Raw genomic sequence first — 26123 nt, 5'->3', positions numbered from 1 at the left:
AAGCAAGATTGCTTGGATCACTTTTTGCCGGAGGTCATAACTATAAGGTTTGGGCATCAGTTTCCCAGAGGTTCTACTGGAGCTTTCATCAAGGTCTACTTCCAGTTTATGGCTTAACCGCCTTGGCGGTTGCTATATCGCGGGACATTGCTAACGGCTTATGAGTCCCTACTGAATACCCAAACTTATGAGAGATTTGTGGAACGCTATCAGCAGAAGCTATTTGAATTGTTGGAGGATGAGCGCCCGTTCTTTTTTCCCTACAAGCGCATCTTAATGTGGGGGCGTATTTAAGAAACTTGAAACTAGTTGTGATTTCAAGCATAATCTTGCTTAATTTTGAAGGAAAAGTTGCACAACTTGTTCAACTTCTGCTTCAAGTCACACAAAACAAATGCGACAACAACCAATAGTTGACCACGGTGACAAGCAGTAGTTGTCCAAGAAGCACTCTGAAATCCTTATTCTTTCGTAAATGCGATCGCACCAGGAAAACCCACTGACAATTACTAGTTGACCAAGAGTAGAAATACTAGGCATTAGTTGACCAAAAGTAGTAACTTGATTTCTTCGTGGCTTTTGAAAGCAGCATCCTAAGATATCCTGTCAAAGACAGAATAGGCTTGTCATCTGAATCAGTGTGACATAACCTAAAAACAGTTTGCACAAAATTATACTTTTTAACCTTTGGTAGTTTAGAGGTCAGAAATTTAACGCTTCCCTTAACTTATAAAATTGCAATAAGTAAAAATGAATACATTACTTTTTCAAGCTCAACTTGTAATGCTCCACTTATCTCTGTTAGCAGCGGAAAGTGAAGTCAGAGAACTTGAACTCATAGCGCCATCAATAGCAAGTATGGCAGCATTACGCGGAGTTGCATTACATAAAAAGTTCGGCGGTGGTAAATATTTGACTTTAGCTGAAGCGATCGCACACGAAAAACCTCTGACCCTTGAAGATATTAATACAATGGTGGATTTCTTTGAAAAATTCAAACCAGACATGGACGATCCTGGGTGGTACAACCCTGAAAAACCCTCTGTAGCTTGGATTCGCTGGTCTCTCATGGGAGGACAGTCTGGTAAAAACTGGTCACTAGACACCAAAAAGATGGTTGAAGAAGGTTTGAAAGATAAATCTATAAAAATAAAGACGCCGGAATAAATATACAGCAGGAGAAAAACTAAAGCTTCCAGTTTTTCTAGGTTGCTCTATTTGGCGATCGCACTTGGGAACACTAATATTAAGTAAAGTTCTAAAATATACTGTAATTTCCCAAACTGAAGGCTTCACGAGTGCGACAACAACTAATATGACCAATAGGCATTCTGAAATCCTGATTCTTTCGCTAGAGCGATCGCAGCACGAAAACTTATTAACAAGCATTAATTGACTACAAGTTGTAAATTAAAAATCCATAAATTTACCTTTGCTGTGTGTGATTTCAACCATAACTTTGCGTATTACTAAGCTGGATGCTAATTCTCTCCTAAATTTGATCGCAATAACTCAGTCTCCATATTATGCAGCCCAGTCCTTACAAAGAGTTTCAGCTTGGGTGATTACTGTTAGGGTAGCTCTCTCTTGTTTATCAGGAGGATAGCCATATTTTCTGAGTAATCGTTTTACAATAGTGCGGAGTTTGGCTCTAACTGTTTCCCTTTCCGTCCAGTCGATCGAGACGTTGCGGCGAACCGCTGTGACTAACTCACGAGCGATGGTTTTTAGGGTTTCATCACCTAGTACCTGAACTGCGCTATCATTCACTTCTAAAGCATCATAAAAGGCTAGTTCATCTTCTGATAATCCTAAGCTTTCTCCACGTTGGCTAGCTTCTCGCATTTCTTTGGCAAGCTCGATAAGTTCTTGTAGAACTTGGGCAGATTCGAGCGAGCGGTTCTGGTAACGGCGGATACTGTTTTCTAACATCTCCGAGAAGGTGCGGGACTGTACGACATTACGACGCGATCGTGCTTTGATTTCATCATTAAGCAGTTTTCGCAGCAACTCTAACGCTAAGTTTTTTTGGGGAATACCTCGCATTTCTTCCAAGAATTGGTTGGAGAGGATGGAAAGTTCGGCTTTTTCGAGTCCAGCGGTGCTGAAGATATCAATTACTTGATCAGAGGCAACTGCACGGGACACAATTTGACGCATAGCAGCGTCGAGATCGGCTTTGCTCTTGCCTCCTTCAACGGTGTGTTTGGAAAGTGTGGCTTTGATGGCTTGGAAAAAGCCAATTTCTTCCCGCAGAGCAATCGCTTCCTCTTCAGTGGCGCAAAGGGCAAAGGCTTTGGAAAGTTCGGTCACTGCTTGAATGTAGCGTTGCACGCCGTTGTCTTCCTGAAATTCGGGGCGTAAAATCCAGTCGGTTGCTTCCCGCAGAACGGTAAGACGTTCTGAGGGATTGCCTGTGAAAAAGCGAGAGTAGTCGATACCGTGAAACATTGTGGCGACGATTTCGAATTTCTCCTGCATTAGGGCGACGGCTTGTTCAATGGGAATGCCAGTTTCACCGCGATCGCCTTCTGTGTATTCCTTTAAAGCATTTTTCAAGTCTTGGGCGATGTCAAGGTAATCGACCACTAAACCGCCCGGTTTTGCCCCAAAAACACGATTGACACGGGCGATGGCTTGCATCAAATTATGCCCTTTCATCGGTTTGTCGATGTACATGGTGTGCAGACAAGGGGCATCGAAACCAGTCAGCCACATATCCCGGACAATTACAAGTTTGAGTGGATCTTTATGATTGCGGAGACGGTTAGCGATTACATCTTGTCTTTTTTTGGTGCGGATGTGGGGTTGCAATGCTTCTGGATCGGCAGCGTTGCCAGTAATCACAACTTTGATTTCGCCTTCGCTGTCCTTGTCAGAGTGCCACTCTGGACGGAGTTTGACGATTTGCTTGTAGAGTTCGGCGCAGATGCGGCGGCTCATGCAGACGATTATGCCTTTGCCTTCCATTGCCGCGAGGCGATCGTCGAAGTGGTTGAGGATGTCTTGGGCAACAAGTGCTAGGCGTTTTTCAGTACCAACCATTGCTTCCAACTTCGCCCATTTGCTTTTTAGCTTGTCTTTGGTAGTTTGTTCTTCGCCTTCGGTGACTTCTTCAACGTCAGGGTCAATTTTGGGTTTCTCGCTCTCATCGAGGGCAATTTTTGCCAGACGGGCTTCATAATAAATTGTAACGGTAGCTCCATCTTCGACAGCACGTTGGATGTCGTACATGTCAATGTAGTCGCCGAAAATTTGTTTGGTGCTGGCATCAGCTTTGTCGATCGGGGTGCCAGTAAAGCCAATGAAAGAAGCGTTGGGGAGGGCATCGCGCAGGTATTTAGCGAAACCATAGGCGGTGTAGGCTCCTGTTTCTTCCTCAGTTTCTTTGTCTTTGGTTTTGACGACTCGCGCTTTTAGCCCGTATTGGGAACGGTGGGCTTCATCGACAATGAAGATGATATTATGGCGATCGCTCAACATTTCATACTCACCGCCTCGTTCCTCTGGGGCGAATTTCTGAATGGTGGTAAAGATAACGCCACCAGATGCTACTTGTAGTTTGGTTTTAAGGTCGGCGCGGTCTGCTGCTTGGACGGGTTGCTGGCGAAGCAAGTCTTGGCATTTGGAAAAGGTAGTGAAGAGTTGGTCGTCTAGGTCATTGCGATCAGTCAAAACAACTAAGGTGGGGTTTGCCATTGCCGGATGCTGAATAATTTTTCCGGCATAGAATGCCATTGACAGGCTTTTACCTGAACCTTGCGTGTGCCAGATTACACCCACTCGCTTGTCTCCTTCTGAAGAGGCGGCTTTGACAGTTTCGGCTACTGCTTTGTTGACGGCATGGTATTGGTGATAACCTGCTATTTTTTTAGTGATAGTTTCGCCACTGACTTCAAATATTATAAAGAAGCGGATGAAATCAAGGAGACGCTCTTTATCAAAAACACCCTTTAAAAGAATTTCTAGTTCTGGTTTACCCTTAGCTATAAGATGTTTTCCATTAATAGTTCGCCAGTAAAAAAAGTGTTCAAAACCTGATGTCAGGCTACCAATTCTAGCTTGCAGTCCATCCGAAATAATTAATAATTCGTTGTACGTAAACAATGAAGGAATATCTTGTTTATATGTCTGTAATTGAGTAAAAGCTTGTTCAATATTTGCTTTTTGTCTTACAGGATTTTTAAGTTCAATTACTGCTAAAGGTAAACCATTGATGAAAACTACTATATCGGGACGGCGAATTTTTCTATTCTCTTGAACACTAAACTGATTACTAATTAACCAATCATTACGCTCAATATTAGTAAAATCGATAATCTTAATTTGGTCGTAAATAATTTCATTATTTTTAGAATATCTAACTGAGATACCTTCAATCAATAGCTTATGAAAATTATAATTATTTTCTAATAAATTTTGGCTTTCAGAACGAATTAATTTATTAAAAGCTTCATCTAAAGCTTCAATAGGTATATGTGGATTCAGAATCTCAATGGCAGAACGTAAACGATTTACCAATACAACTTCGTTATAGCTGCTTCTTTGGGAATTTGGCTCATCAGGTGTTATTTCAGAGCTATACAATCTTGTGTAACCAAGTTCTTCAAGTAGTGTAAGCGAGAATTCTTCAAGTAACTCTTCAGTAATCATTTTTAAAATCCCTGGTAAATTCCTAAGTTTCAACCTCTATTACTTGTTCACCGTTCGCTATTCTCTCTAATTGGTTCCGTAGGATTGCCAATGGATTTGAAGATAGACGATCTACAGCCTTAACTAGAACATTAGCAACAGTTCGTTCATCTAATTGTGTGAGTTGAGCAGTCTCTCTGAACACATTATGATGCTTAAATAATGTTTTCATAGTACTCAGCAAAAACTCGGCATAAGTTTCGTCTTCTCTTAATTCTGAGGCTAACAATTGCAAGCCTTCAGGACAAAATAAAATTTCTACAATCCACTGCTCAGGTGGAACTGTGCCTGGTAGTTTTATTCTATTAATTTTGGTATTTTTATCTTCGTCTGACATATTCAAGCTCTTCATCCAGTCTGTGATTTCTTTAGGTTTAACATCACCGTCCCAAACAATTAAAACTCGCTGTCGCCAGCCTGAGATAATATGTGCTTCAGCAAGACTAGCTAATTTAGCTTTTGTTCCACCACAGACAATCTTTAATCTTCTTCTGATATCACCAGGAACAGCCAGCCGAATAAGAGTTTCTGCTACAGAGTCTTCACAAAAAATAATAATATCCGGCTCAAAAGAAGACGATATTGAAGAAATAACTTTATTTTTAGGAACACAATCATATATTTGATGGTAAAAATTATTGAATTCTATTAGACAGCGAAATTCTCTTGGTAAAGCATCAATAAAATCAATGGAACGAGTTGTAACAATTATTTGAAACTTTTTCTCTAGGCAAATTTCTATAATATGAGGCGTTAATTTAGTTATTGCAGAAGGATAAAGGCCAGACTCTATATCTTCTATAAGAATCAGAGATTGAGCTTCAGCCATTTGAAGAACGTAGAACAATTCTATGAGTACATCCTCTCCTGAAGACATATTTAGACTCGAATACAGATTACCTGATAAGCAAGACCTAACTTTTAGGTCATCTGTAATATTTAGAGCAGCTTCAGAAAAGGATTTTCCCAATGTATCACTTAATCTTTGTCTGAATTTTTCATTTAGATTAAACGTTTTATCAAACAAGGGATTAGTTTTAAAGTGATTAGCAATTGAAACATGATTTAACCCTAGAATGGAGCGAAATGTACTAATAAAAATAATTTTCTTATTAGGAGGATTAACTGAAAAAGATTTAGTTATACCATCAAAATTAACTTCATCAGGAATTTCTTTTTCTGGCTTTTGCTTAATATAGTTCCACTTGACTCCAAATTCTGTGAAAGCTGTATCAATGTGAGTCGTTAGAAATAAATCGTCAAAATTAGATTGGCCAGTACTTACAGAATGAGTGTTTTTAAAAGCAAGCCTTAAAAGAGAAATCAGAGTGCTTTTTCCCACTCCGGCTTTACCGCATATAGCTGTTATTGGTCTATCTAAATTTAGCGAGAAATTTTTGATTCCTCTAACTCCAGAAACTCCAGAAATTTCCATACTAGATAATCTCGGATCTGGAAAAGCTTTAGGATTATTCCATTGTTGTATTAACTTAAATTCAGTTCTTGATAGCTTTGTTCCAGGCATACTTTACCTCATACAGATAAATTAATATTAAGAGATTTTTCATTTAATCTATAAACTGCCTCAATCTCACCTAAAAGTAGTTTTGGAAGCAAAGTATCACGAATAGCATTTAAAGAAATTATTTGTTCACTGTTAGCTTTTATAGTTCTCATAATTGGTTGAATTACATCTCCAAATTCTCGCGCTACTGTATTAGATGGAACCGTTAGTAAGAATGACAAAAAACAATTAACTGGTACACGTTGACGACCACTAGAACCAGTCATATTTTGAATTGCATGAGTTCTTAGTTCTTGACTTCGAGCAAGAAAGTATCCGAATTCAACAGGTAAGGGTGGTTTGGGTCTGAGGATGATGTATTCAGTTGAACCCCAACCTACTTCTCCTTCAGGCAAAAAATCTACAAATGCTGTTTTTCCGTTTTCTAAGCAAGGTGTAATTCTTGCTAAGAGCGTGTCACCTTGAATGAACTTTGTACCAGAACTAAATTCTCGATATATCCAATCATTTGGTCTGTGACCTTGAGTTGGCATATTTTGCATATCAAGATATGGAGCAAGTTTTCCTTGAGTAAGTGATCGCCTTGGATTAACCTCTATTAATTCAGGTAACGGAACTATTTTCCAACCATTTGGGATTTTGCCAATTGCTGAATCCTCAAACTCATCAGGAAACAGAGCAGCAGTTTCAGCATCCATACCTGCGGGTTGTCGTCCATCCATTTTGGCGCGGACGGGATCGAAGTCGATAAACCAGGATTTGAACAAGGCACGGGCTATCGCTTCTAATGTGTGGTTGATTTGCTGGTTGAGTTCGATTTTGTCGTCGAGAGTGCCGAGGATGTGTGCGATCGCCTTCTGCTCATCAAGCGGTGGGACAGGTAATGAAGCTTCTCTTAAAGTAGTTAATGGTCGCTGAATTTGCGGAACACCAACCTGAGACACTCGGCTGAAAAGATAATGCTGTCCTTCACGAGAACAGAGCCAGTAGTAAAGATATTCAGGTATAAGCTTTGTTGGATCGCACCGAACACGCAACATACTGTTACCCATAATGTATCGAGGGTACTTTCTGTTTTTGGGCATCAATCCAATCTGACCCAACGTTCCTTTATGAACAAGTAATATATCTCCAGGATAAGACTCAAATTTATCTCGCAGCTTTTAGCTCTTGATTTAAGATAAGGGACTAAATTTAATTGGATGCACTAGTAAGCAGGTCTATCATTCCTTTGATCTTTCTTAATAAGGAATACAAAAGTCTAATAGACTTTATCTTTTATTTGGATTAGCTTTTGAGGCTTTTACACTTTCCTGTAAAAGCTTGATTTTAGTGCCCTAGCATAATGTTAACGGTAGAACCTCGTAAATTGCTCTATAAAAGCTTACTGATCGATAAAACTACAATTTCCAAACAATAAACTAATAAGGTTTACAATGCTCACCCAAGAAGAGTTTGAACTTTGGTGCCGCCGTCTAAATCTTACTGAGGCGACCATAAAGGTCGTAGAACAAATTCGCTCATCCCAACCATCACGCCTAGTAGGTGGAGGTAAAAAGAATGTTGCTGGTCGTTACCCCAGCCGTAAAATGGGAGTGACTATACAGTTTGAGTCTCATCGTAATGAGTTAGCGCATATTTATAAACTGGAGCATGACGAAGATGTACTTGAATTCTACGACCAGCCGCCGCCTATATTTCTGGATTACCTAAGCAAAAAAGGACGGCGAAATTACCACAGTCATACACCTGACTTTTTCGTAATCCGAAACAACTCTGCGGGCTGGGAGGAGTGTAAGACAGAAAAGGATCTATTAAAACTAGCACAAGATAGCCCGAATCGGTGGCAGCGCGAAGATGAGAGCAAATGGCGCTGTCCGCCAGCTGAAGAATACGCCTCTCAATTTGGTCTTTATTACGCTGTCCGTTCCTCGGCTGAAATTAGTTCGATATTTGTACGAAACTTTGTCTGGCTGGAAGATTATTTCCAAAATAAACAACTGGAAGTGGATGAAGCAATAACTTCTGCCGTACTCACCCTTGTAAAAACCCAACCAGGAATCACTTTAGCCAATATAACTAATCAAGTTCAACAAGCGAGCGTTGATCACTTAAATATCCTAATTGCCACAGATCGGGTCTATGTTGACCTCTATACTACTTTCTTAGGTCAGCCTGAAGAGGTAGAAGTCTTTCTTGATCAAGAGGAAGCATTTGCTCACATGCAGATGTCAAAAATTTCTGCTCCAGCCGATGCTAGCAATGTTTGTGCTTTTAAAATTACCGTTGGAACCTCTATCTGCTGGGATGGGATTATCTGGCAAATTGTTAACACAGGTGAAAAATCCATTGGTCTGCTTAAAGACGATGGAAAGTTTATTGACCTCCTTAACGAAACTTTTGAGGAATTAGTTAGCAAAGGGAAGATAACAGGTCTCTCTGTATTTGAAGAATCAACTATTAATACTGAAGTTGAAGAATTAATAAATAAGGCAAGTAAACAAGACCTCAAAGAAGCCAATACTCGTTACAGAGCTATTGAGCCATTTTTGAATGGGACTTCCTCTACAAAACCCAATCGCACTCAAAGACGTTGGATTGCCAGCTACCGAAAAGCTGAAAAAATATACACAAAAGGTTTTATTGGACTATTTCCCAGACATAAGAATAAGGGCTGGTATAGGGAAGGTATTCCAGAAGAAGTACGATTGCTGATGGAGGAGCATATTAAAGAAAATTACGAGAATATCAAGCAGCCTTGTATCCGTCACGCTTACAAATCTTTCAAAGAAGTATGTGATGAAAAGGGATTGAAACCTCCCAGCAATGAATCCTATCGCCAAGCAGTAAGAAATCGTCCTCTTCACGAACAAATGAAAAAGCGCATGGGCGATCGCGCTGCCTATAAAGAGGAGCCTTTTTACTGGTATTTGTATCGAGAAGAAACACCTCCCCACGGCGATCGTCCCTTTGAAATTGGTCATATAGACCATACAGAGGCGGATGCTGAACTCCTCAGTTCAATTATGTTGAACCTTGGCGTTGATTACAGCAATATAAATGAGATCCTTAATATGGGAAGGGCTTGGGCGACACTGCTATTAGACGCTTACTGTCGAAGAGTATTAGCGATCTATATGACCTTTGATCCACCAAGCTATCGATCCGACATGATGGTTTTAAGAATTTGTGTCCAGAAATACGGACGGCTTCCTCAAATAATTGTGATGGACGGAGGACCTGATTTTAAAGGCACTTACTTTGAAGCTCTCCTTGCTTATTTCAGAATTACCAAAAAGCAAAGACCCGCAGCAAAGGCCAGATATGGTTCAGTAATTGAGTCTTTCTTTGGAGTAGCCGATAAGGAGTTTTGGCACAACCTGATGGGCAATACCCAAATTATGAAAAATGTTCGACAGGTCACAAAAGGGGTGAATCCTAAAAATCATGCCGTTTGGACGCTTACTAAGCTATATGCCTACTTCTGTGAATACTGTTATGAAGTCTATGACACTTGCCCCCACCCAGCTTTGAAAATGAGTCCTCGCGAAGCTTTCAATATTGGAATAGCACGTACCGGTATTCGAGAGCATATGTTCATAACAGAAGAGGAATTTAAGCTTCTAGCGCTGCCATCGCCCAAAGATCAAGAAGGTAGCAGAAAAGTGACTCAGGAGGGCATAAAAATTAACTACCTCTACTACTGGCATCCCTCCTTTAGCCGGATTAGAAACACTAAAGTACAGGTCAAGTTTGACCCATTTGACATCACGCTAGCTTATGCCTATGTCAATGGTCAGTGGACTAAATGCCATTCCCGTGAGCTACGAGAACTTCAAGGTCACTCAGAAAAAGAATTGATGATTGCAGCAGCGGAATTAAAAAAGCTTAACCAGCTTCAGAATAAGCAATTTAATGACATTACAGGCAAAAAACTAGCTCAGTTTTTTAGCCGCATCGAGATGGAAGAGGCTGCCCTTACTCCAGCGTGGCGTCAAGCAAAAAAAGCTATACAAGTTCAGCGACAGAAGGATAGAGAACTGAAGCAAGTTCATGCACAGATTGAAGGTCAATTAATTGAGCCTGATAAAGATGGTTTGCTCACTATTGACACTCCTATTGCTATTGCGACTGAAACATTAACAGTGCAACCAACAGAAACTTTTAAATCAGAAGTTGATGATGTAGATTTGGATGAAACTTTTAAACCTTTAGAGGAATGGTAATGGTTATTCAATATGGATTTCCACGTGAATTACTTGACCAGCCACCCCAGGAGCGGATGAACTTTTTCAAAAAGCCTGATGTCACATTTATGCACCGAAATTTGCTGACTGTCTTTAACAAAACTCACCGTATTATTCTTGAACCTGCGGGAGCCTCAATTATTTTAGTGATTGGCCCTTCTGGTGTTGGGAAGTCAACCTTGCTGCGCTTACTCTACAAAAAAATTATTGAACAGAGTATTGCAAAGATGGAAATAAACCCCGGTTGGATTCCTATTGTTTGGGTTGAAGCACGTGCACCAGGGAAGGGGCCTTTTAGATGGAAAAGCTTCTACGAAATTATCTTGAAAGCTGTGGATGAACCCGAAATTCAACAGAAAATTAACTACAACGACAATGGTATTCGCCGAGATAGTGATGGGAAACTTGTCATTAATACAAGAAGGACAACGGAAGATGCACTCCGTCTAGCAATGGAGAATGCTTTAATTCATCGTAAACCTTATACGTTAGCAGTAGATGAATTTCAGCATATTGGCAAGATGGCTGGAGTAGAGCTTTTACAAGCTCATATGGATTGTGTAAAGTCGGCTGTAAATATTACCAAAGTTCCTTGGACTGGGTTTGGCACTTATCAACTACTTGACTTCCTTGAACTGAGTCCACAATTGAGTCGACGTACTAAAATTATTCACTTTCCACGCTATTCTCTTGAGTCCGATGAAGATATTAAGGAGTTCAAGAGGATACTAGAGCATCTCCAATACCGAATGCCACTTTTGGAGGCTCCTCCTTTGAAAGAGAAATACTGGCAGTTTTGCTACGAACGCTGCATTGGCAACTTTGGCACTCTCAGAGATTGGCTGACGGATGCCTATGATCTTGCTCTTTTTGAAAAAGCGAACACTTTAAGCCTCGAACATCTAAAAGAAACAGCCTATAAAGATTTTGAGTGTGAAGAAATGGCTTTAGAGGCAATTAACGGTGAGAACAAGCTTAGAGATAGTGAAAATAGGAGCAGGAGCTTGCGTGTCATTTTAGGTTTGGAGAAGGAACAAACTCATGAGCAAGATAAATTGTCAACTAAGGAAAGTATCGAACAGAAAAAAGTTTTTAAATCTAAAAATACAAAACCATTCCAACGTAATCCCAAACGCGATCGGCTAGGAGGCCAATAAGTATGAGCAGCAATGAGCTTCAAGCAATTGGGTTATGTGATTTACAAGAACCAACTATTCCTCCACGCAGCCGCCTCTACAATTTAAAGCCAGTTGGTATCGGAACGCCTGAGGTAGAAAGCCTAACAAGCTACATTGTTCGATTAGCTGAAGAGCATTGTATACCTACAGGAATATTAATCTTGAGCGAGCTTGTACCATTGCTCAAAGAAGGATATATCTTCAAGAGTAAAGATGGAGGGCTAGACAAAATTTTTCCTAATCAGACAAAGGCTTTGAATGGAATGGGTAGCTGGGCTTTAAAATTAATTAAAACCCTTGAATCATTAACTCTACGTAATGACTTACGTTTACTAACAATGCTCAATTGGGTGGAAATAATTCCTCCAAGAAACTTGTTCCGCTCTGCTAGGGCCTGGTGTCCAAGCTGCTACGAAAATTGGCGTGTAACTGAACAGACAGTCTATGAACCACTCCTTTGGTCACTAAAGGAAGTTACGATTTGTCTTCATCATCATCAGCATCTCTTTACAGAGTGTCCATACTGTCGCAAAAACAACAGGCTATTGGCTTGGCGCTCAAGACCAGGTTGTTGTTCAAAATGCGGAGAGTGGCTTGGAATTTCTGCAAATATTGAATCACCAAACAGTATAAAACTGACAGAAGATGAACTAAATTGGCAAATATGGGTTATAAATAATCTTGGAAATTTAATAGCTGCTACACCACATTTATCTCCGCCACCTAAAGAAAAGATTTCCGAAAAGCTTTCTGCTTATGTCAATACCCTTGCACATGGCAATATAGCTGCATTTGCAAATAAGCTAGAGATAAATAGAAGTCAAACCCATAGATGGTGTGTGGGAAAAACCTTGCCAACAATCGACACACTTCTGCAAATTTGTTTCCAACTTGAAATATCGCTGCTCGATTTTCTTACTAAAGAAGAAATTAACGTAGATTCTAGCAAGATAATCACACAAAATCAGAATAAACCAAGTAAGGAAGGTACTTACCAATTAAACACCTCGACAGAAGTACTACACGCATTGGAAACTGCCCTCACTAAAAGCCCACCACCATCCCTAGTAGAAATTGCTGAATGGCTTGGGTATAAAAAAACCAGTGCTTTGTATTATTATTCTTCAGATTTGTGTAAAATTATAGCAACGCGACATAGTGAGTATGAAAAAGCTCAAAGGCTAGAAAAATTACAGCGTTTATTGGAAGAATTGCTTGCAGCTAAAGAGTATCCACCACCATCTATGCAGGAGGTTGCCAAACGTTTTGGTAAAAAATCTGTACATAGCCTAGATAAACATTTTCCAGAGCTATGCAGTGCAATTTCAGCACGATACGCTAATTATCGCCAAGAAAGCCGAACAAAGCGAGTAGAAAAATTGCGTCAGGAAGTTTGGAAAGTTGCGTCTCAGCTTCATTCGGAAGGGGTAGAACCTACTGCTAGCAGAATTTCAGTTTTTTTAAAAAGTCCTGGTTCGATAATCCAAAAAGAGGTTGTTGAAGCAGTATTCGAAGTACGGCGCAAACTCGGCTGGGAAAAATGAGGTAATTGTTTGAGGAATACTATTTACAAATACTGACTTTTCACGGTAAGTCCTTAATTTATTCAAGGTGAAAAAGTTTAGGAGCAAATGTGCTAACTAAATACGAGTTGTGGAACTTGAAGCTACCTTTGATCCCACCCCGTAGCCATCTGTACCACATAGAACCTGTCGGTATCGGAACATCTTTGGTAGAAAGCCTCACAGGCTATGTTTCTCGATTGGCTGAGGCTCATTGCTTACCTCCGGGAGTATTGATGGAAAGAGAACTAACCTCAGTTTTTAATAAGACATATGGAAGTAATAATTTACACAAAATATATCCTTTTACAGGAGCACTAAATGGCACGGGCGTCATGGCTGCTGACTTGCGTCAAGCTCTTCAAATCTTGACTCTACGCAATGATCTTCAGTTTTTGACATTGCTAACTTGGTCTGAACTACTCCCGTCTAGGAATTTGCTTCGTTCTATCAGGGCTTGGTGTCCAAATTGTTACGAAGAACGGCGCGCAACTAGTCAATTAGTTTTCGAGCATTTACTTTGGTCGCTGGATGTAGTTAAAGTTTGCCCACATCACCAGCAAAAGTTGAGTCAAAAGTGTCCTCATTGCTGTCAGACAAATTACGTTTTGGCTTGGCGATCGCGGCCAGGATACTGCTCTAAATGCTTGAATTGGCTTGGAATACCATTGGACACTCAAATAAGCGAGCGCCAAAATTTAGAAGAGCATGATTTACACTTTGAAATATGGATCGCACAAAGTGTAGGTGAGTTGCTTGCTAAAGCCCCATATTTGACACCTTTGCCATTAAAAGACAGCATTACTAAGGCATTGTGCAGTTACGTATCTCAAGTTGCTGAGGGAAATGTAGCTGCATTTGCTCGCCAGCTTCAGATACCCAGAAATACGGTATGGGTTTGGTGTAAAGGTGAGAATCAACCTTCAATCAAGGCTCTTTTACAAATTTGTTACTGTCTGAAAATCTCCCTACTGGATTTCTTAATACAAGGAGTAAAATCTGCAAATTCTTTTCAAGCAGTGCGACTACTACCACTTCAATCAAAACCCCAGACCAGGGCAAGTGCAAAGTCTTTTGATGCTAACAAAGTACAACAAAATCTAGAAGCAGTGCTTGAGAGTAATGATTCCCCATCACCATCAATGGAAGAGGTTGCTAGGCGTTTGGAATGCGACAGAAGAACTATTTTTAGGCATTTTCCAAGTTTATGTCATGCCATCTCTGCCAAATACCTCAGCGATAGAAAGGCGATTCTTCTGAGAAACGTACAGCAGTCTTGCGATGAAGTTCGACAAATTGCCCTAAGTTTACACAATCAGGGAGCATATCCGTCTGAAGCCCGCGTTTCAGAACAGATGAGTATGCCAGGATACTTAAGATACAGAGAAGTCCGTACAGTATTGCAAGAGATACAATGCCAATTTGGCAAATGCTAACTTAAATTTGCTTCGATCCATCGAGCAATCATTTCTTCTATGCTTTTCCTTCCCTTCTTTTCCCTCTCCGTTGTGCGACAATTGACAAGCATTAGTTGTCCTTTGAGAACAACAAGCATAAAGTGACCATTTTGGACAACTAGTGCTTGTTGTCGCAAAACAGGTTTTGAGTAACTATGTTTTAATAGTGGAGCTAAGCGGATTCGAACCGCTGACCCCCTCAATGCCATTGAGGTGCGCTACCAACTGCGCTATAACCCCAAAACTACTATTAGATAAGCTTAAAAAGCCTACTAATTAGTTTTATAAATTGTATTAGCTTTATTATTATGCAAGTTTATGCAATTTAAGTCAAGACACCTATATTAAGTTATGTGGATGCGATCGCCATCAGTTACGCTTGTTATCAAAATGCCCTGTCTGTGAAAAACCCTTTCCTGTTCTGGCTTTATAGATAAACGGACAATGCCAGAAATTGCAGAATATCAAAAGCATTACTAACTAAGAGAACTTGTCTTAACAAGTCACTGTACACAGTCGATAAGTCTCTAATATTGCGACATTAATTTGTGAATGTACACTAGGAGTTGAAACACCTATTTTGTCATTGCACTTTTAAAGTGGCTCAGGTCGGAGTTGAACCAACGACCCCAGGCTTATGAGTCCCGTGCTCTAACCAACTGAGCTACTGAGCCATGTTTTTCAAAATCATTAATTAATATAGCATAGAAATTTGCTCAAGACTAGTCTGTTTTGCAATTTTGTTAGAACTTTCATCCCTATTGAAGGTAATAAAAGTAGAAGAGGGAGGTACACTCCCTCAACTAACAAGGCAATAATTTAGTTACAGACAGCCAAGAATTATAGGCGTTGCGGTAACATAGCTATTGGGTTAACAGCACCCTTGCCTGATGGATGGATTTCAAAGTGGGTGTGTGGCCCAGTACTGTGACCAGTGCTACCCATTAAAGCAATTGTTTCTCCTTGATGTACTGCTTGACCAGGTTGCACCAGAATCTTGCTGTTATGAGCATAGCGAGTTGTGCTGCCATCAGGATGGCGGATTTCGACGAGGTTGCCATAGCCACCATTGTTCCAGCCAGCTTTTTCTATCGTCCCCTCAGCTGAAGCTACAACTGGCGTGCCAGTGGAGTTAGCAACGTCAATTCCTTTGTGCATTCTACCCCAGCGCCAGCCATAGCCAGAAGTTAGGGTTCCCTTTGCTGGCCAGGTGTAAGCTAAGGTTGAGGAAGATGGAGGAGGTGTAAGTTCGTCAATGGGTCTGGGAAGATATTGATCCACTGCTGCCAAAGGTGGTAATACCTGTGGAGAAACTGTGGTTCCTCGCATCTTTCCTAAGGAGTCAGAGGCATTTACTTTTCCAGGAGGCGTTGCCACCCTTGTGGCAGATTGAGTGCGAGAGGGAGTCCACTGGCTAGCAGAACCCAGATTAGGCAAGAATTCTGGGTTTACTACTTCGGTAGGGCGTACAGTAGTATGGAATTGGGACTTAGCCTGAACGCTATAATTAGCCCGAATCGGTGTCGGAACTGGAATTGGTATTGCTACACTATTCGGTCTAGATGCAGGGTTAGGTACACTTAAATTATTGGGCGTAGAAATAGGAGTGAGTATAGCAGCATTATTTGCTTCGATCGCTGCTGCTGGCACAACTAAATTACCAGACTGTTGAGCGCGATATTTCTGCTGTAACCTCTGGATTTCCGCTTGTAAGCCCCGCAAACGGTCATTATTGTTATTGTTTACCCTTGCTACCCTATTTGCTGGTGTCTTCGGCTGTTGCATTTCGGCAAAAGCTTGTGGCACTGGAATGTCACCACCGACGCCATAAGACTTAGCTGTGGGGGGGGCAGTTTCTAAGTCGGTTGCACTATTTGCCTGAATCTGTACAGTTACCGGTGCAGGAACGGCAACGCTACTGTTGTCGGCAATAGTTGGTGATGGTGAACTAGGTAGATATGAGTTAGCACTACCAATATTCAAAGGGGAGGTAGCAACATTAGGAGTTTTGCTAGACTCTACAAAAGTGGGCTGACTCGCTACAGTTGCCTCAACTTTAACGGCAGGAATTTGAACCGCAGGAATTTGAACCGCAGGAGTTTGAACCGCAGGAATAACTAGTTTTTGACTAATTCGCAGTTCATTGGGATTATTGAGGTTATTTGCTTTAACTAGTTCTGATACTGAAGTGTTGTATCTGCTGGCGATCGCTGCTAGTGTATCTCCAGGTTTAACTTCATAAGCTGTATGCGTCGAAGAGGCAATCACTATTGGCGCCGATGGTACAGATGCAGTGTCTCTTGTCTTCTGTTTTAACTTCGATACCAAATTCGCTTGGCTTGGATCGTTAGAAGTGTCTGACTGGACTGCTAATGCAGTCTTCTCAACCACAGTTGTCGGCTGCGCCAATTCTATATCAGCTTGTGATAAATTTTTGGTCTCTCCAGACTGCAACTGCGCCAGACTCTTTCTTAAACGGTTCGATTTTTCTTGTAAGCGATTTAGTGCGAACTCTTGTTGCGCCTTAAGTTGTACATTTATTTCACTGTTAGCTGCGGTTGACGTTGCCACTGTTTGTGGCTGGGCAGTTAGTGATGTATTTGTACTATCAACACCATCAGCACTATAGTCAGACAGCTTATTGACCGTTGGAAAACTAGTTTCGGCTAAGGTATTGTTCAATCCCTGTGCCATTTTGGGCTTCAGGTTAGTGGAATTTTTATAACCTGCTGTTGTTTGAGAAAACTTGTTTGGTGCAGGAACTTGCAAAGATATTCCACTTGCCGCGACTTGCCATTTAGCTTCAAGCCCAGGCACTTGTGATACTGCCGTTGGTTCCACGATTACAGGATTTTCCGGCACGCTCGCTGATGAGATTGCTTGGGACTCCAGCTTAGTGGAGGCGAATTTCACGTTGGTGTCAGGAACAGCAGGAATCGCTGAAGTTGCCTTTTGGCTACCTACGGGCACCGCTGCTTGGGCTTGATCGCTTTGTCGAGTCACCAAAAGGCTGGTTGCTCCCATAGAGATTGCCAAGCCAATCATTGCCGCTTTTGTCCGCACCCGGCTGTTCACTTTTGGATTCATCACATTTAGCAGTTCTACCGGGGCATCATCGCTGCTAGGGGTATTGTTCAACACAGCTTTTACTCTCTTTTTCAATGCTCGTTTCAAAGACGACCTCCTTACGATCACTAGCGCTTAACTAACCTCGATTTTTCAGTTGGATACTAGTCAATGATTTAGATCGCAACAAATGATAGATCGAGATCACATTCACCAGAGATGCTTACGCAAGATTAACCTGCTTCTCTGATTTAGACAAGTTCACATCTGTTTGCAAAACTTAAATTTTGCTGTGTTTACTTGTCCGAACCACTCCTAACACCACTTAGGACGATTTTACTCTTTACCATTATCCGCGCTTGTCTTGCGTCAATCGCGGGGACTGGACAAACTATTTGCCAAGTCCAAGTCGCTGCTGAAATTTAAATTGCGGCGACTTCTGGAAAAGTTATGCCCCCTGCTGTAGATATCTTCAAGATATTTCTACCCCATCCGTCTTCATCAACACGAGACTTTACGTTGATTATTCCCTAAAAAACAACCGTATTAACTATCGGCTACTTTTGGGCTGATTTCTGTCCTTGATGGAGCAAAAATAGCTCAAATGTAATACATGACTGGATTTTAGCAATTTCGTTCCTAGTTTAGGATGTTTTAAATTCATCAAAATCTATCATTCAAATTTGGCAATTTCTCAAGTTTCATATACAAATTTCTTATAATAACCTTACTATACTTGTAAGTATCTTCCACTACATTTCGCGAATAAACCAAATTTTTGGTATATTGTTTTACATATTTTTGCTGTGAGCGAGAAAATTTTTGCAGTCACAAATAAATCGTCTAATAGGTTTCTGGAAAGCTTATAAGTAAATACACTTATAAGCAGGAATGTAAACAACTATTCTAAATAGCCTAACTGACGACGGGTTTCAAATAAGCCTATTGCTACACTTACTGACAGGTTCAAGCTGCGAACCCCTGGTTGGCTCATGGGAATATAGAGAGTAGCATCGCAATCTGACAGAATTGCTGGTGGTAAGCCTGTGGTTTCACTACCAAACAGTAGCCAATCATCAGGTTGAAACTGAAAGCTTACATAATTACAATTTCCATTAACCGTATAACCCAGCCATCTGCCGCCACGCCTCTGATGTACGGTTTTAAAGGCTTCTAGTGATTCGTGATAGTGTAGTTTGACATAAGGCCAGTAATCTAAGCCGGCTCTTTTGAGGTAGCGATCGCTAATTTCAAACCCTAAAGGCCCCACTAAATGCAACTCTGTACCTGTAGCAGCACAAGTACGGGCAATATTACCTGTATTAGGAGGTATCTGCGGGTTCACTAAAACTACCTGAGGCATTATCCGTATAATTTAAGTACTGTATAAAACAATTTATGGTCAATGCTAAATCTACCAAAGGGTAGAGGCTATTCATAGGTTTTGTTAATAATAATCAAGCATCCTCTATCGATTAGATTTTTAAAAGGAAGTACAAATTATCCCAGATCAATGCCTGAGAGGATATTCGGCTACAATCGGGAAATATTAAGTCTTGTGTAGATAAAGTAAGTACTTGTGTCTTTTAGGGATGGTAGTGACTGCAATAAAATCTTCCATTTGTATGAAGACGAAAGTGGGGAAATGAGAGGATAAAACAAAGTGTTTTCTCAATGCTCAATCCCCAATGTCTTTTGAGTTAACCCAGCAGAGACGAACATAATTTGTCTTCAAGTTCGATTTCGCGCTCTTGGGTGGCAATAATAGCTTGAGCGATGACGCGCTGGCTGTCAAAACCGACTGCGTGTAATTGCAACCACTGTTGAGCTTCATTACCTTCGCGGAGGATTTTGTGCAAAGGCGAAAGGAAACAGCTAAAACCTTGTTGCTTGGCGATCGCCCAAACATCTTGGTAAATTTCGGCAATCCAATCTCTGGCTACAATACTTCTGCCATCTTGCCAATGCCTCAACTGAGCATCAAGACTACCAGCAGCAGCAGCAGCTTCGTTGTCAGCAGTGAGGGTGACGAGTTCTTCAGCAGAGAAAGTGCTTTGGGTTAACGGATCGATGCTGGGGTTTTCGATTATTTGCAGCAAACGCGCTTCTAATAAAGCAGTAATAGCCAATAAGGCAATGGGATCTGTGACTAAATCGCAAATTCGCAGTTCTAGGCGATTCAAGTCATAAGGACGGCGATCGCCATTTGGTCGCACCGATGCCCACAAATGCCTTACATTCTGCATGGTTCCGGCAACGAGTTGATCTTCCACCCACTGGATATGATCGGCGTGGCTGGCAAATAAGGGCACATGGCTGGGTGTTTGTGGGAAAACGCCCCAACGGGTGGAGTGATAGCCAGTAGCTTTGCCATCCAAGAACGGAGATGAGGCGCTGAGGGCGAGAAATAGGGGCGCTTCCATACGGATGACTCGACACGCCCGCATCAATACTTCTGGATCGCTGATGCCTATATTTATGTGTACGCTAGCGGTGACTACTTTCGTGCCGTAGGTGTTCTCAATGTAATCATGATAGGGGTTTGCTGGATCGGAACGGAGAAAGCGATCGCTCCCACCCAAAGATAAAGTACTCCCTGGTATTAAGGTGTAATCGCCCAAACGATTGAGGTAGTTTCGCAACTCCCGCCGGGGACGCAGCAAGGCACACAATAAATTTTCGTAATTATGGGATGGTTGAGTTATGTACTCGACGTTGCGGCTATCTGGTTCGCGCATAAATCCATCCAAAGCCGCAACAATTTTGTCGGAGAGACCGACGATTTCACCTTGAGGCGTGCCCGTGTACATCTCAATCTCAAAGCCTTTTAATAAGACCACCTTGTTCTCCTCGGCTCTCTCTACCTATAAATTGTATCGAACAAGACGAATCTCTGGATCTATCTTTTAGTCAATCAAAGGTTAAGAATCATTTAATTGACAATCCCCGCGAAATCAAGACGGTATATTTCAGACGGCATATTTCTGGATTGCCTTTGATAAATTATTACTATTGGAGTATGAAAAATATTCTAGTGTAGGTTAGATATGCTACAAAATAAAATCATTGGGTGAATCACTCTCTTGAACAATCTTGAGACGTATAAACTGCGCCCATACTTCATCACTAAGTAAATTTAAAGCAGTTTCGGGATTGTTAATTGCGATCGCGCCGATAACTTTACGCCATCTCTGTTGCAATAAATCAATAAAAGTTTCTTCGACAGAAACTTGACTCAGCAAAGAAAGTGCAGTTTTAAAACTTGCTAAATCACTTGATAAGTTTTTTGACTTTAATCGCTGTATTGCCACATTCAACCACACAGGCAGAAGTTCAAGCCAATTGTTTTTCTGTATCTTTTTGAGTGCAATATCTTCCATACCTAGCGCACTCCAGATACATAAAGACTCTACAGCCAGTTGAGAATCACGGTTTTCGAGAGCATTTTGCCATAATTTTTGAGCGTGATTTTGGAAGCGATTAGCGAGAAATTCATAAGCTTCCTGGACTTGAAGGGGAATTGTCATTTTATAAACTGACTCGTCTAGTGGTAGGTAATTACCGCGATAAGATAGCCAGTTATGAGAGCCGCAAAGATAGATTTCTCGATCGACTATTACTTCTTTGACATGGGAATCTCCCAAAGAAAAAACCTGTACGGATGGTAAACCATCAGGTGTTTTTATCGCTCGAAGTTTTTTTTCCACTTCTGATGAAATTGATTTATCCTCATTTTCTAGTTGCCGCGTAATTCCATGTCCAATTAAAATCCAAACTCCGCGATTAGCTAACTTTTGTAGCAGAGTAATAAATTTATCATTAACAACTGCCTGATTTACCCAAGGAGAATAAATTAGTATCTGATGTTTAGCCGAATTTAAAACTTCTGAAAAAGCTTGGTTAATTTGTCCATCGCGTAACTGTACAGCTTCACCTAGCACTGGGGAGTTATCTACTTTTTTACCAGATTTTGTAGCAACCTCTAGCGCTTTCTGGCGAATTTTTTCAAGTCTAGATTCTATTTCAGTATTTTTCTGTTTGAGAATGGTTTCACGTTCAAAATTGATAGTTTCAGTTGATAATGTACATAATGCTTGCAAGGAAATTTTACCTTCATTGTGTAGCGCTTGTAACCAATTTGATGCTGACTCTAAAATTTGTTTTCCATTTCTTATTTGGATGTTCAATCTATCTTCAAGAGCATCGAAGATAACGAAAAGTGATATTTTCCTCCAAATTTTTTGAGTCGTAGTTAGTACCTTGTAGGAAGCAATGATTTTTCCCTCTTCTGGGGCATGAAGTCCTAAACCTGAAGCCTGAACATTTTTTTGGATTTCCTCAAGTGATAACGAAGAAATATCAGCAATTGTATTATCGATAGTTATAAAGTCTGCCAAGTCAGGTAAATTTATCGTTGTCTCATTTAAAGATTCCGATTGAAAGGTTATTTTGTCGCTTAAAGGGTCTGTAATAGCATTAAGCTCTACAGGATAAGGGGGCTGTGGTACAGAGCCTTTTTCATAGAATAAACGCCCTTCATGAGTAACTGTTAAAGGTGATGTTGGTGATAGAGTTTGTAAGGAACGAAGAGTTGCAGTCGTAGTTTTGATAAATACAGAATCAAGTCCAAGTACAGAAGCTAATTCATCCTCTGTTGGCGGAGGTTTAAATTCAATAGCAGCGCGGATGATAAATTCTTCGAGTACGTTAAACTGGCGGGGTTCTTTGATTTCTACTTTTACCGGAGTTTGACGCAAGCTGTAGCGAAATTGACGCGCTGCTAAAACTGATAAACTAGGGCTTTGCGCTTCTATTTCGTCTACTAAATTTCTGAGATTATCATCAATCGGTTTAGCAGAAGAGGCGAGAAACATTAACAGAATAAGATTGGATTTAATTTGTAAAAATACTTATAACTTATGAGGCAAACTAATTTTCTGCTTTCAATAACTCTTAGCGACGATTAGTCCACCAAGCAAATCCAGCACCAGTTACAAACTTAGCAGACCATAAATTGCCCCAGAAATGGTCATTAGACTTCTTGGCATTTGTCGAGAAATGGGGAAGGTGGGGTCCCAAGAAGGGGATAAAGCCATTGCAACCACATTCAAAACTAGAGTTGCCCAGCCCACATTTATGACACAAGAAACAATAGCGTCACAGAAAGAGCAACATCACCCCCAGCTAGAAACGTAATCATATTACTTCCATCCTTAACCCGCGTTGGTAACAATAAAAGTACCTCTGAATTTTACCGTATTCCCGTTAAAATTCTAGTTATTGCTTGTGACAATCAATATAATTAACCACAGATCGATATAGATTCTCATAGAGGCGCACAGATGTACGCCCCTAAGCAAGCCTATATTTTGTTCAAATGAGAATCGCTATAGCAGGCAGATTTCATGGAAGAGGAGTGGTTTTTACCTCTTCTAAGGATGGTAGAGATTTAGAAGAACTAGCGCTACTTTCTGGTGTTGAAAGTTCATTATTTACAACTCCATCCCATGAATAATTGCAGATTTTAGTGCGAAGTAATGTACCAAATGTCAGGTTAATTACTACAGCGAAGGAATCGATAAAAATTAGATTCAAAAAGCGATCGATCATTAGACCCCCTTGAGCTAACTTGAGCATCAAGTGATATTTGCTGTCTTACTACACATGCCACAATGTCTTTTCCAGAAAAGTATGGTGTATTAATACTTCTCGGTTGGGTCGCACAGCTAACTGTGCGCCCATAAGCCCATAATATAAATATAATTTGGGATAATTTATTTTTTGGAAGTCTCTTAGGGGATTGCCGGTTGTTGTAAATTAAGCTCTTGGAATGCCTCAGAAGACTCTTCCAATATCAAGCTACCAGAAGATTTACCGTTGATTTGTAGAGTGTATTTACCCTGTGGCAAGCCTTCTAAATAATAGACTCCAGCACCGTTGGTAACAGAAAAACGCCGAGTCCCCCGATCTGATTGTATAGCTTCTACCCGTGCGCCTGCGATCGCTTGTGTGTCAGTACTAGTGAATAAAATAAATTGAGGCAAAACTCGCCAATCTAGATTAAAACGGCTAGACAAGCGATCGCTAATAAATGCAGCACTCAAGCAATCACGCGATCGCCAAAACCTTGCACCAATCGCGCTAATGTACCTGGTTCAGCCTTACCAGAAATTGTCCGTCCAATAGAATCTGCTTGTAACCGTTGGCGAGGATCGGAAGAACCACCACCGAAGGGTTTAGGTGGTACAAACCCCTGTCGTTGAATGGATGTAAAACCCCAATAGTCTCCTGCTCCTTGAGTCTGCCAAAACGTTGGCTGGGAACCTACAGAATAATCAGTTGAATTAGTTTGTCGAAGAAACTGCGCTTCGGCAATATTCCAAGTTTGCGGATTTTCTAAATTTGGTTGATCGGTGCGGATGAACCACGAACCACCAAAAGCACTACTAACAGCAAGAAAATCACCTCTATAGTTTGTCGATCTGCTAGCACTATCGGTAGCATTTACCTTCTGTTCAATTGCAGCGATACTAAACTTTTGAGGTGCAACCTGTGGTAATCCTTCTAGTTGAATTGGAGTTTCCGTTTCTGCCAATTTGCCACTAAATCGATCTAGTCCTGGAACATCTAAAACTATGGCGTATTCATTGATATCAAATTTTGCCGTTACGCCAAAGAGAGTTTGTAAATCTTGAATTGTAAAGACTAATCCTAATTCTGGATCGGTGCGAAGTTTTGTTGGATCGATGCGAGTCACAACACCAGGCGATCGCACTGTGCCAGTTGCGTAAGTCCTGTGATTATTAAGATACATAAATACCCTTATTTGAAAAGGCAGTATATAAGGCGTCTCCCTTTATACCCGAAACATTTATAAACAGGCCCCCTAGATGCTCAATAGCGATCGCGCAGCATCTTGTAAAGAAGCTTTAGTAACATAGGAGCGTCGCCCTCACCAGATTATGCCTCTCTACTTGAGAAAATTCTAAACGCTTAGATGCGAAATGCTGCGCGAACACTTTCGCGTAGGGGTACGCGGACTCATAAAAATCTTTGGTGTCTACCCTTATCTACCAAACGCTCTTTCGAGGTTGAAAGAAGAACCGCGACACTAATACCACTGTGCCTCTACGTATAATAAATAATAGAAACCTCAAAACACCCTAACTCAGTCTGATAAACTTCGTCTTCTAAAGTCGTACTAGGAAGAACTGTCTTTTATCTTTATCTTCACATCTGCTAGCATTTGCGTAGAATCTTTGATAAAAACTCTTACAAACTGTATATTTTTAAGTATGTTAACAAGTAACTATTTAATTATTGCGAAAGTGAGGTTAGTATACCTAACTCTGTAGAATTAAAGTAAAAGTTCCTAGACAATGGGCTAAGGTATAGCTTCTTTAACAGACTAAATATTCTTGAGATGACCGAAAGCTAATGACTGAAGCGATCCAAATCGGTAATCGTACAATTACAGCTAGTGAATTGATTTCTTTACTGGCAAGTTACCAAATGCTGCCACAGTTGCAGCGGGAATTAATCATTGATGAGGCGATAGAGCAAAACTCACGCTCCGCCAAGGTAGTTATAGAGTGTACTCCTGAGGAAGTAGCCCAAGCTAAACAACAGTTTTACACTGAAAAACAGTTTAAAAATGAAGAAGACATCCAGGCTTGGATGGCACATCAAGGACTGACTCCCGATCAACTAGAAGTTATTACCACTCGTAAGCTGAAAATTGAAAAATTCAAGCAAGCCACTTGGGGTAATAAACTGGAATCTTACTTTTTTCAGTCCAAGGCAAAACTGGACAAAGTAATTTATTCCCTATTGCGAACCCAAGATGTGGGAATTGCCCAAGAACTCTACTTTAGGATTCAGGCAAAAGAAAACTCTTTTGCTGATTTGGCGCGGGAATACTCACTCGGTCCGGAAGCCCAAACTGGTGGCTTGGTAGGCCCGATTGAACTGAATGCACTACATCCGATAATGGTGCAAATGCTCTCTAGCAGTCAACCAGGTCAGATATTGCCCCCTACCCGTATCGCTGAATGGTTTGTGATTTTGCGTTTAGAAAAATTTATTCCAGCACAACTGGATGAATTTATGAAAATGCGCCTGTTGAATGAACTTTTTGAAAACTGGCTACAAGAACAGCAAAAGCAAATTATGTCTGCACGACAAGCAAAGGAGGATAGGTGACAGGCGATAAACCTTTAAACCAATAGAATCCTCTCTAAAAGTGTTGTGTGGCATAATATCAAGTTCGGATGATTACTTATAATTAAGCCGCTCTGGTTTTTGGCCACCAGTGGTAGCAAGTTAGTCCTTGGATTAAGTCGTGCTGTTTCATAATTTCTTGGCAACGAAGTACCATAAGTTCTTCGAGTTCATCT

The 26123-nt window shown here is 40.8% G+C and carries 16 protein-coding genes and 2 tRNA genes; 6 read left to right on the top strand and 12 right to left on the bottom strand.

Annotated features, from left to right (window positions below):
* The first annotated feature begins 750 nt into the window (after positions 1-750).
* Positions 751-1167 carry a hypothetical protein gene (locus RMY32_RS23645; protein WP_322714414.1) on the top strand — a complete coding sequence of 139 codons (417 nt, stop codon included), beginning with the start codon at positions 751-753 and terminating at the stop codon, positions 1165-1167.
* Positions 1168-1524: 357 nt separating this feature from the next.
* Here the strand turns inward: RMY32_RS23645 and RMY32_RS23640 are convergent, their stop codons facing one another.
* From RMY32_RS23640 to RMY32_RS23630, 3 genes are read right to left on the bottom strand one after another with little or no spacing between them, the layout of a single operon-like run.
* Complete coding sequence (locus RMY32_RS23640; RefSeq protein WP_322714413.1) at positions 1525-4653, bottom strand: type I restriction endonuclease subunit R; 3129 nt, start codon at positions 4651-4653, stop codon at positions 1525-1527.
* Positions 4654-4675: 22 nt separating this feature from the next.
* A complete protein-coding gene (locus RMY32_RS23635; protein ID WP_322714412.1) occupies positions 4676-6217 on the bottom strand; it encodes an ATP-dependent nuclease in 1542 nt (513 codons plus the stop codon).
* Positions 6218-6225: 8 nt separating this feature from the next.
* Complete coding sequence (locus tag RMY32_RS23630; RefSeq protein WP_409883841.1) at positions 6226-7305, bottom strand: restriction endonuclease subunit S; 1080 nt, start codon at positions 7303-7305, stop codon at positions 6226-6228.
* Between the two features lie 348 nt (positions 7306-7653).
* On the opposite strand from RMY32_RS23630, the gene RMY32_RS23625 reads away from it, so the two are divergent.
* From RMY32_RS23625 to RMY32_RS23610, 4 genes are all read left to right on the top strand, one after another.
* Positions 7654-10443: a Mu transposase C-terminal domain-containing protein gene (locus tag RMY32_RS23625; RefSeq protein ID WP_322714411.1), complete on the top strand. Its 2790-nt coding sequence runs from the start codon at positions 7654-7656 to the stop codon at positions 10441-10443.
* A complete protein-coding gene (locus RMY32_RS23620; protein WP_322714410.1) occupies positions 10443-11621 on the top strand; it encodes an ATP-binding protein in 1179 nt (392 codons plus the stop codon). Before RMY32_RS23625 ends, RMY32_RS23620 begins: the two co-directional genes overlap by 1 nt.
* 2 nt (positions 11622-11623) lie before the next feature.
* Positions 11624-13186: a TniQ family protein gene (locus tag RMY32_RS23615; protein WP_322714409.1), complete on the top strand. Its 1563-nt coding sequence runs from the start codon at positions 11624-11626 to the stop codon at positions 13184-13186.
* A gap of 89 nt (positions 13187-13275) precedes the next feature.
* Positions 13276-14640: a TniQ family protein gene (locus RMY32_RS23610; protein WP_322714408.1), complete on the top strand. Its 1365-nt coding sequence runs from the start codon at positions 13276-13278 to the stop codon at positions 14638-14640.
* Positions 14641-14828: 188 nt separating this feature from the next.
* On the opposite strand, the gene RMY32_RS23605 is transcribed toward RMY32_RS23610, so the two are convergent.
* The 9 genes from RMY32_RS23605 to RMY32_RS23565 all read right to left on the bottom strand — a co-directional run bounded on the left by RMY32_RS23605 (position 14829) and on the right by RMY32_RS23565 (position 24541).
* A tRNA-Ala gene (locus RMY32_RS23605) sits at positions 14829-14901 on the bottom strand.
* 360 nt (positions 14902-15261) lie between these two features.
* Positions 15262-15335: transfer RNA gene (locus tag RMY32_RS23600), tRNA-Met, on the bottom strand.
* A 166-nt stretch (positions 15336-15501) separates the two neighbouring features.
* Complete coding sequence (locus tag RMY32_RS23595; protein WP_322714407.1) at positions 15502-17835, bottom strand: peptidoglycan DD-metalloendopeptidase family protein; 2334 nt, start codon at positions 17833-17835, stop codon at positions 15502-15504.
* Between the two features lie 793 nt (positions 17836-18628).
* On the bottom strand, positions 18629-19090 hold the full coding sequence (locus tag RMY32_RS23590; protein WP_322714406.1) for a tRNA (cytidine(34)-2'-O)-methyltransferase: 462 nt from the start codon (positions 19088-19090) through the stop codon (positions 18629-18631).
* 337 nt (positions 19091-19427) lie between these two features.
* Entirely contained in the window at positions 19428-20567 is a 1140-nt protein-coding gene (gshA, locus tag RMY32_RS23585) for a glutamate--cysteine ligase (RefSeq protein ID WP_322714405.1), read from the bottom strand.
* Between the two features lie 210 nt (positions 20568-20777).
* A complete protein-coding gene (locus RMY32_RS23580; protein WP_322714404.1) occupies positions 20778-22601 on the bottom strand; it encodes a phospholipase D-like domain-containing protein in 1824 nt (607 codons plus the stop codon).
* A 529-nt stretch (positions 22602-23130) separates the two neighbouring features.
* Complete coding sequence (locus RMY32_RS23575; protein ID WP_322714403.1) at positions 23131-23337, bottom strand: hypothetical protein; 207 nt, start codon at positions 23335-23337, stop codon at positions 23131-23133.
* Between the two features lie 182 nt (positions 23338-23519).
* On the bottom strand, positions 23520-23831 hold the full coding sequence (locus RMY32_RS23570; protein ID WP_322714402.1) for a carboxypeptidase-like regulatory domain-containing protein: 312 nt from the start codon (positions 23829-23831) through the stop codon (positions 23520-23522).
* The gene (locus RMY32_RS23565; protein ID WP_322714401.1) at positions 23828-24541 is read right to left on the bottom strand and encodes a hypothetical protein; all 714 of its coding nucleotides are present in this window, start codon (positions 24539-24541) and stop codon (positions 23828-23830) included. Before RMY32_RS23565 ends, RMY32_RS23570 begins: the two co-directional genes overlap by 4 nt.
* A gap of 623 nt (positions 24542-25164) precedes the next feature.
* On the opposite strand from RMY32_RS23565, the gene RMY32_RS23560 reads away from it, so the two are divergent.
* The gene (locus RMY32_RS23560) at positions 25165-25929 is read left to right on the top strand and encodes a peptidylprolyl isomerase (RefSeq protein WP_322690005.1); all 765 of its coding nucleotides are present in this window, start codon (positions 25165-25167) and stop codon (positions 25927-25929) included.
* Positions 25930-26123: the final 194 nt, after the last annotated feature.

The sequence above is a fragment of the Nostoc sp. ChiSLP03a genome, from assembly GCF_034531215.2.
Taxonomy (GTDB): domain Bacteria; phylum Cyanobacteriota; class Cyanobacteriia; order Cyanobacteriales; family Nostocaceae; genus Nostoc.
Note: the sequence above shows the minus strand (reverse complement) of the source record. Positions and strands in the feature narration are given on the sequence as shown.

Bases quoted from the DNA above. Each gene is read 5' to 3' on its own strand.
- RMY32_RS23645 (WP_322714414.1), top strand. From the start codon at position 751: ATGAATACATTACTTTTTCAAGCTCAACTTGTAATGCTCCACTTATCT.
- RMY32_RS23640 (WP_322714413.1), bottom strand. From the start codon at position 4,653: ATGATTACTGAAGAGTTACTTGAAGAATTCTCGCTTACACTACTTGAA.
- RMY32_RS23635 (WP_322714412.1), bottom strand. From the start codon at position 6,217: ATGCCTGGAACAAAGCTATCAAGAACTGAATTTAAGTTAATACAACAA.
- RMY32_RS23625 (WP_322714411.1), top strand. From the start codon at position 7,654: ATGCTCACCCAAGAAGAGTTTGAACTTTGGTGCCGCCGTCTAAATCTT.
- RMY32_RS23620 (WP_322714410.1), top strand. From the start codon at position 10,443: ATGGTTATTCAATATGGATTTCCACGTGAATTACTTGACCAGCCACCC.
- RMY32_RS23615 (WP_322714409.1), top strand. From the start codon at position 11,624: ATGAGCAGCAATGAGCTTCAAGCAATTGGGTTATGTGATTTACAAGAA.
- RMY32_RS23590 (WP_322714406.1), bottom strand. From the start codon at position 19,090: ATGCCTCAGGTAGTTTTAGTGAACCCGCAGATACCTCCTAATACAGGT.
- RMY32_RS23580 (WP_322714404.1), bottom strand. From the start codon at position 22,601: ATGTTTCTCGCCTCTTCTGCTAAACCGATTGATGATAATCTCAGAAAT.
- RMY32_RS23575 (WP_322714403.1), bottom strand. From the start codon at position 23,337: ATGATCGATCGCTTTTTGAATCTAATTTTTATCGATTCCTTCGCTGTA.
- RMY32_RS23565 (WP_322714401.1), bottom strand. From the start codon at position 24,541: ATGTATCTTAATAATCACAGGACTTACGCAACTGGCACAGTGCGATCG.
- RMY32_RS23560 (WP_322690005.1), top strand. From the start codon at position 25,165: ATGACTGAAGCGATCCAAATCGGTAATCGTACAATTACAGCTAGTGAA.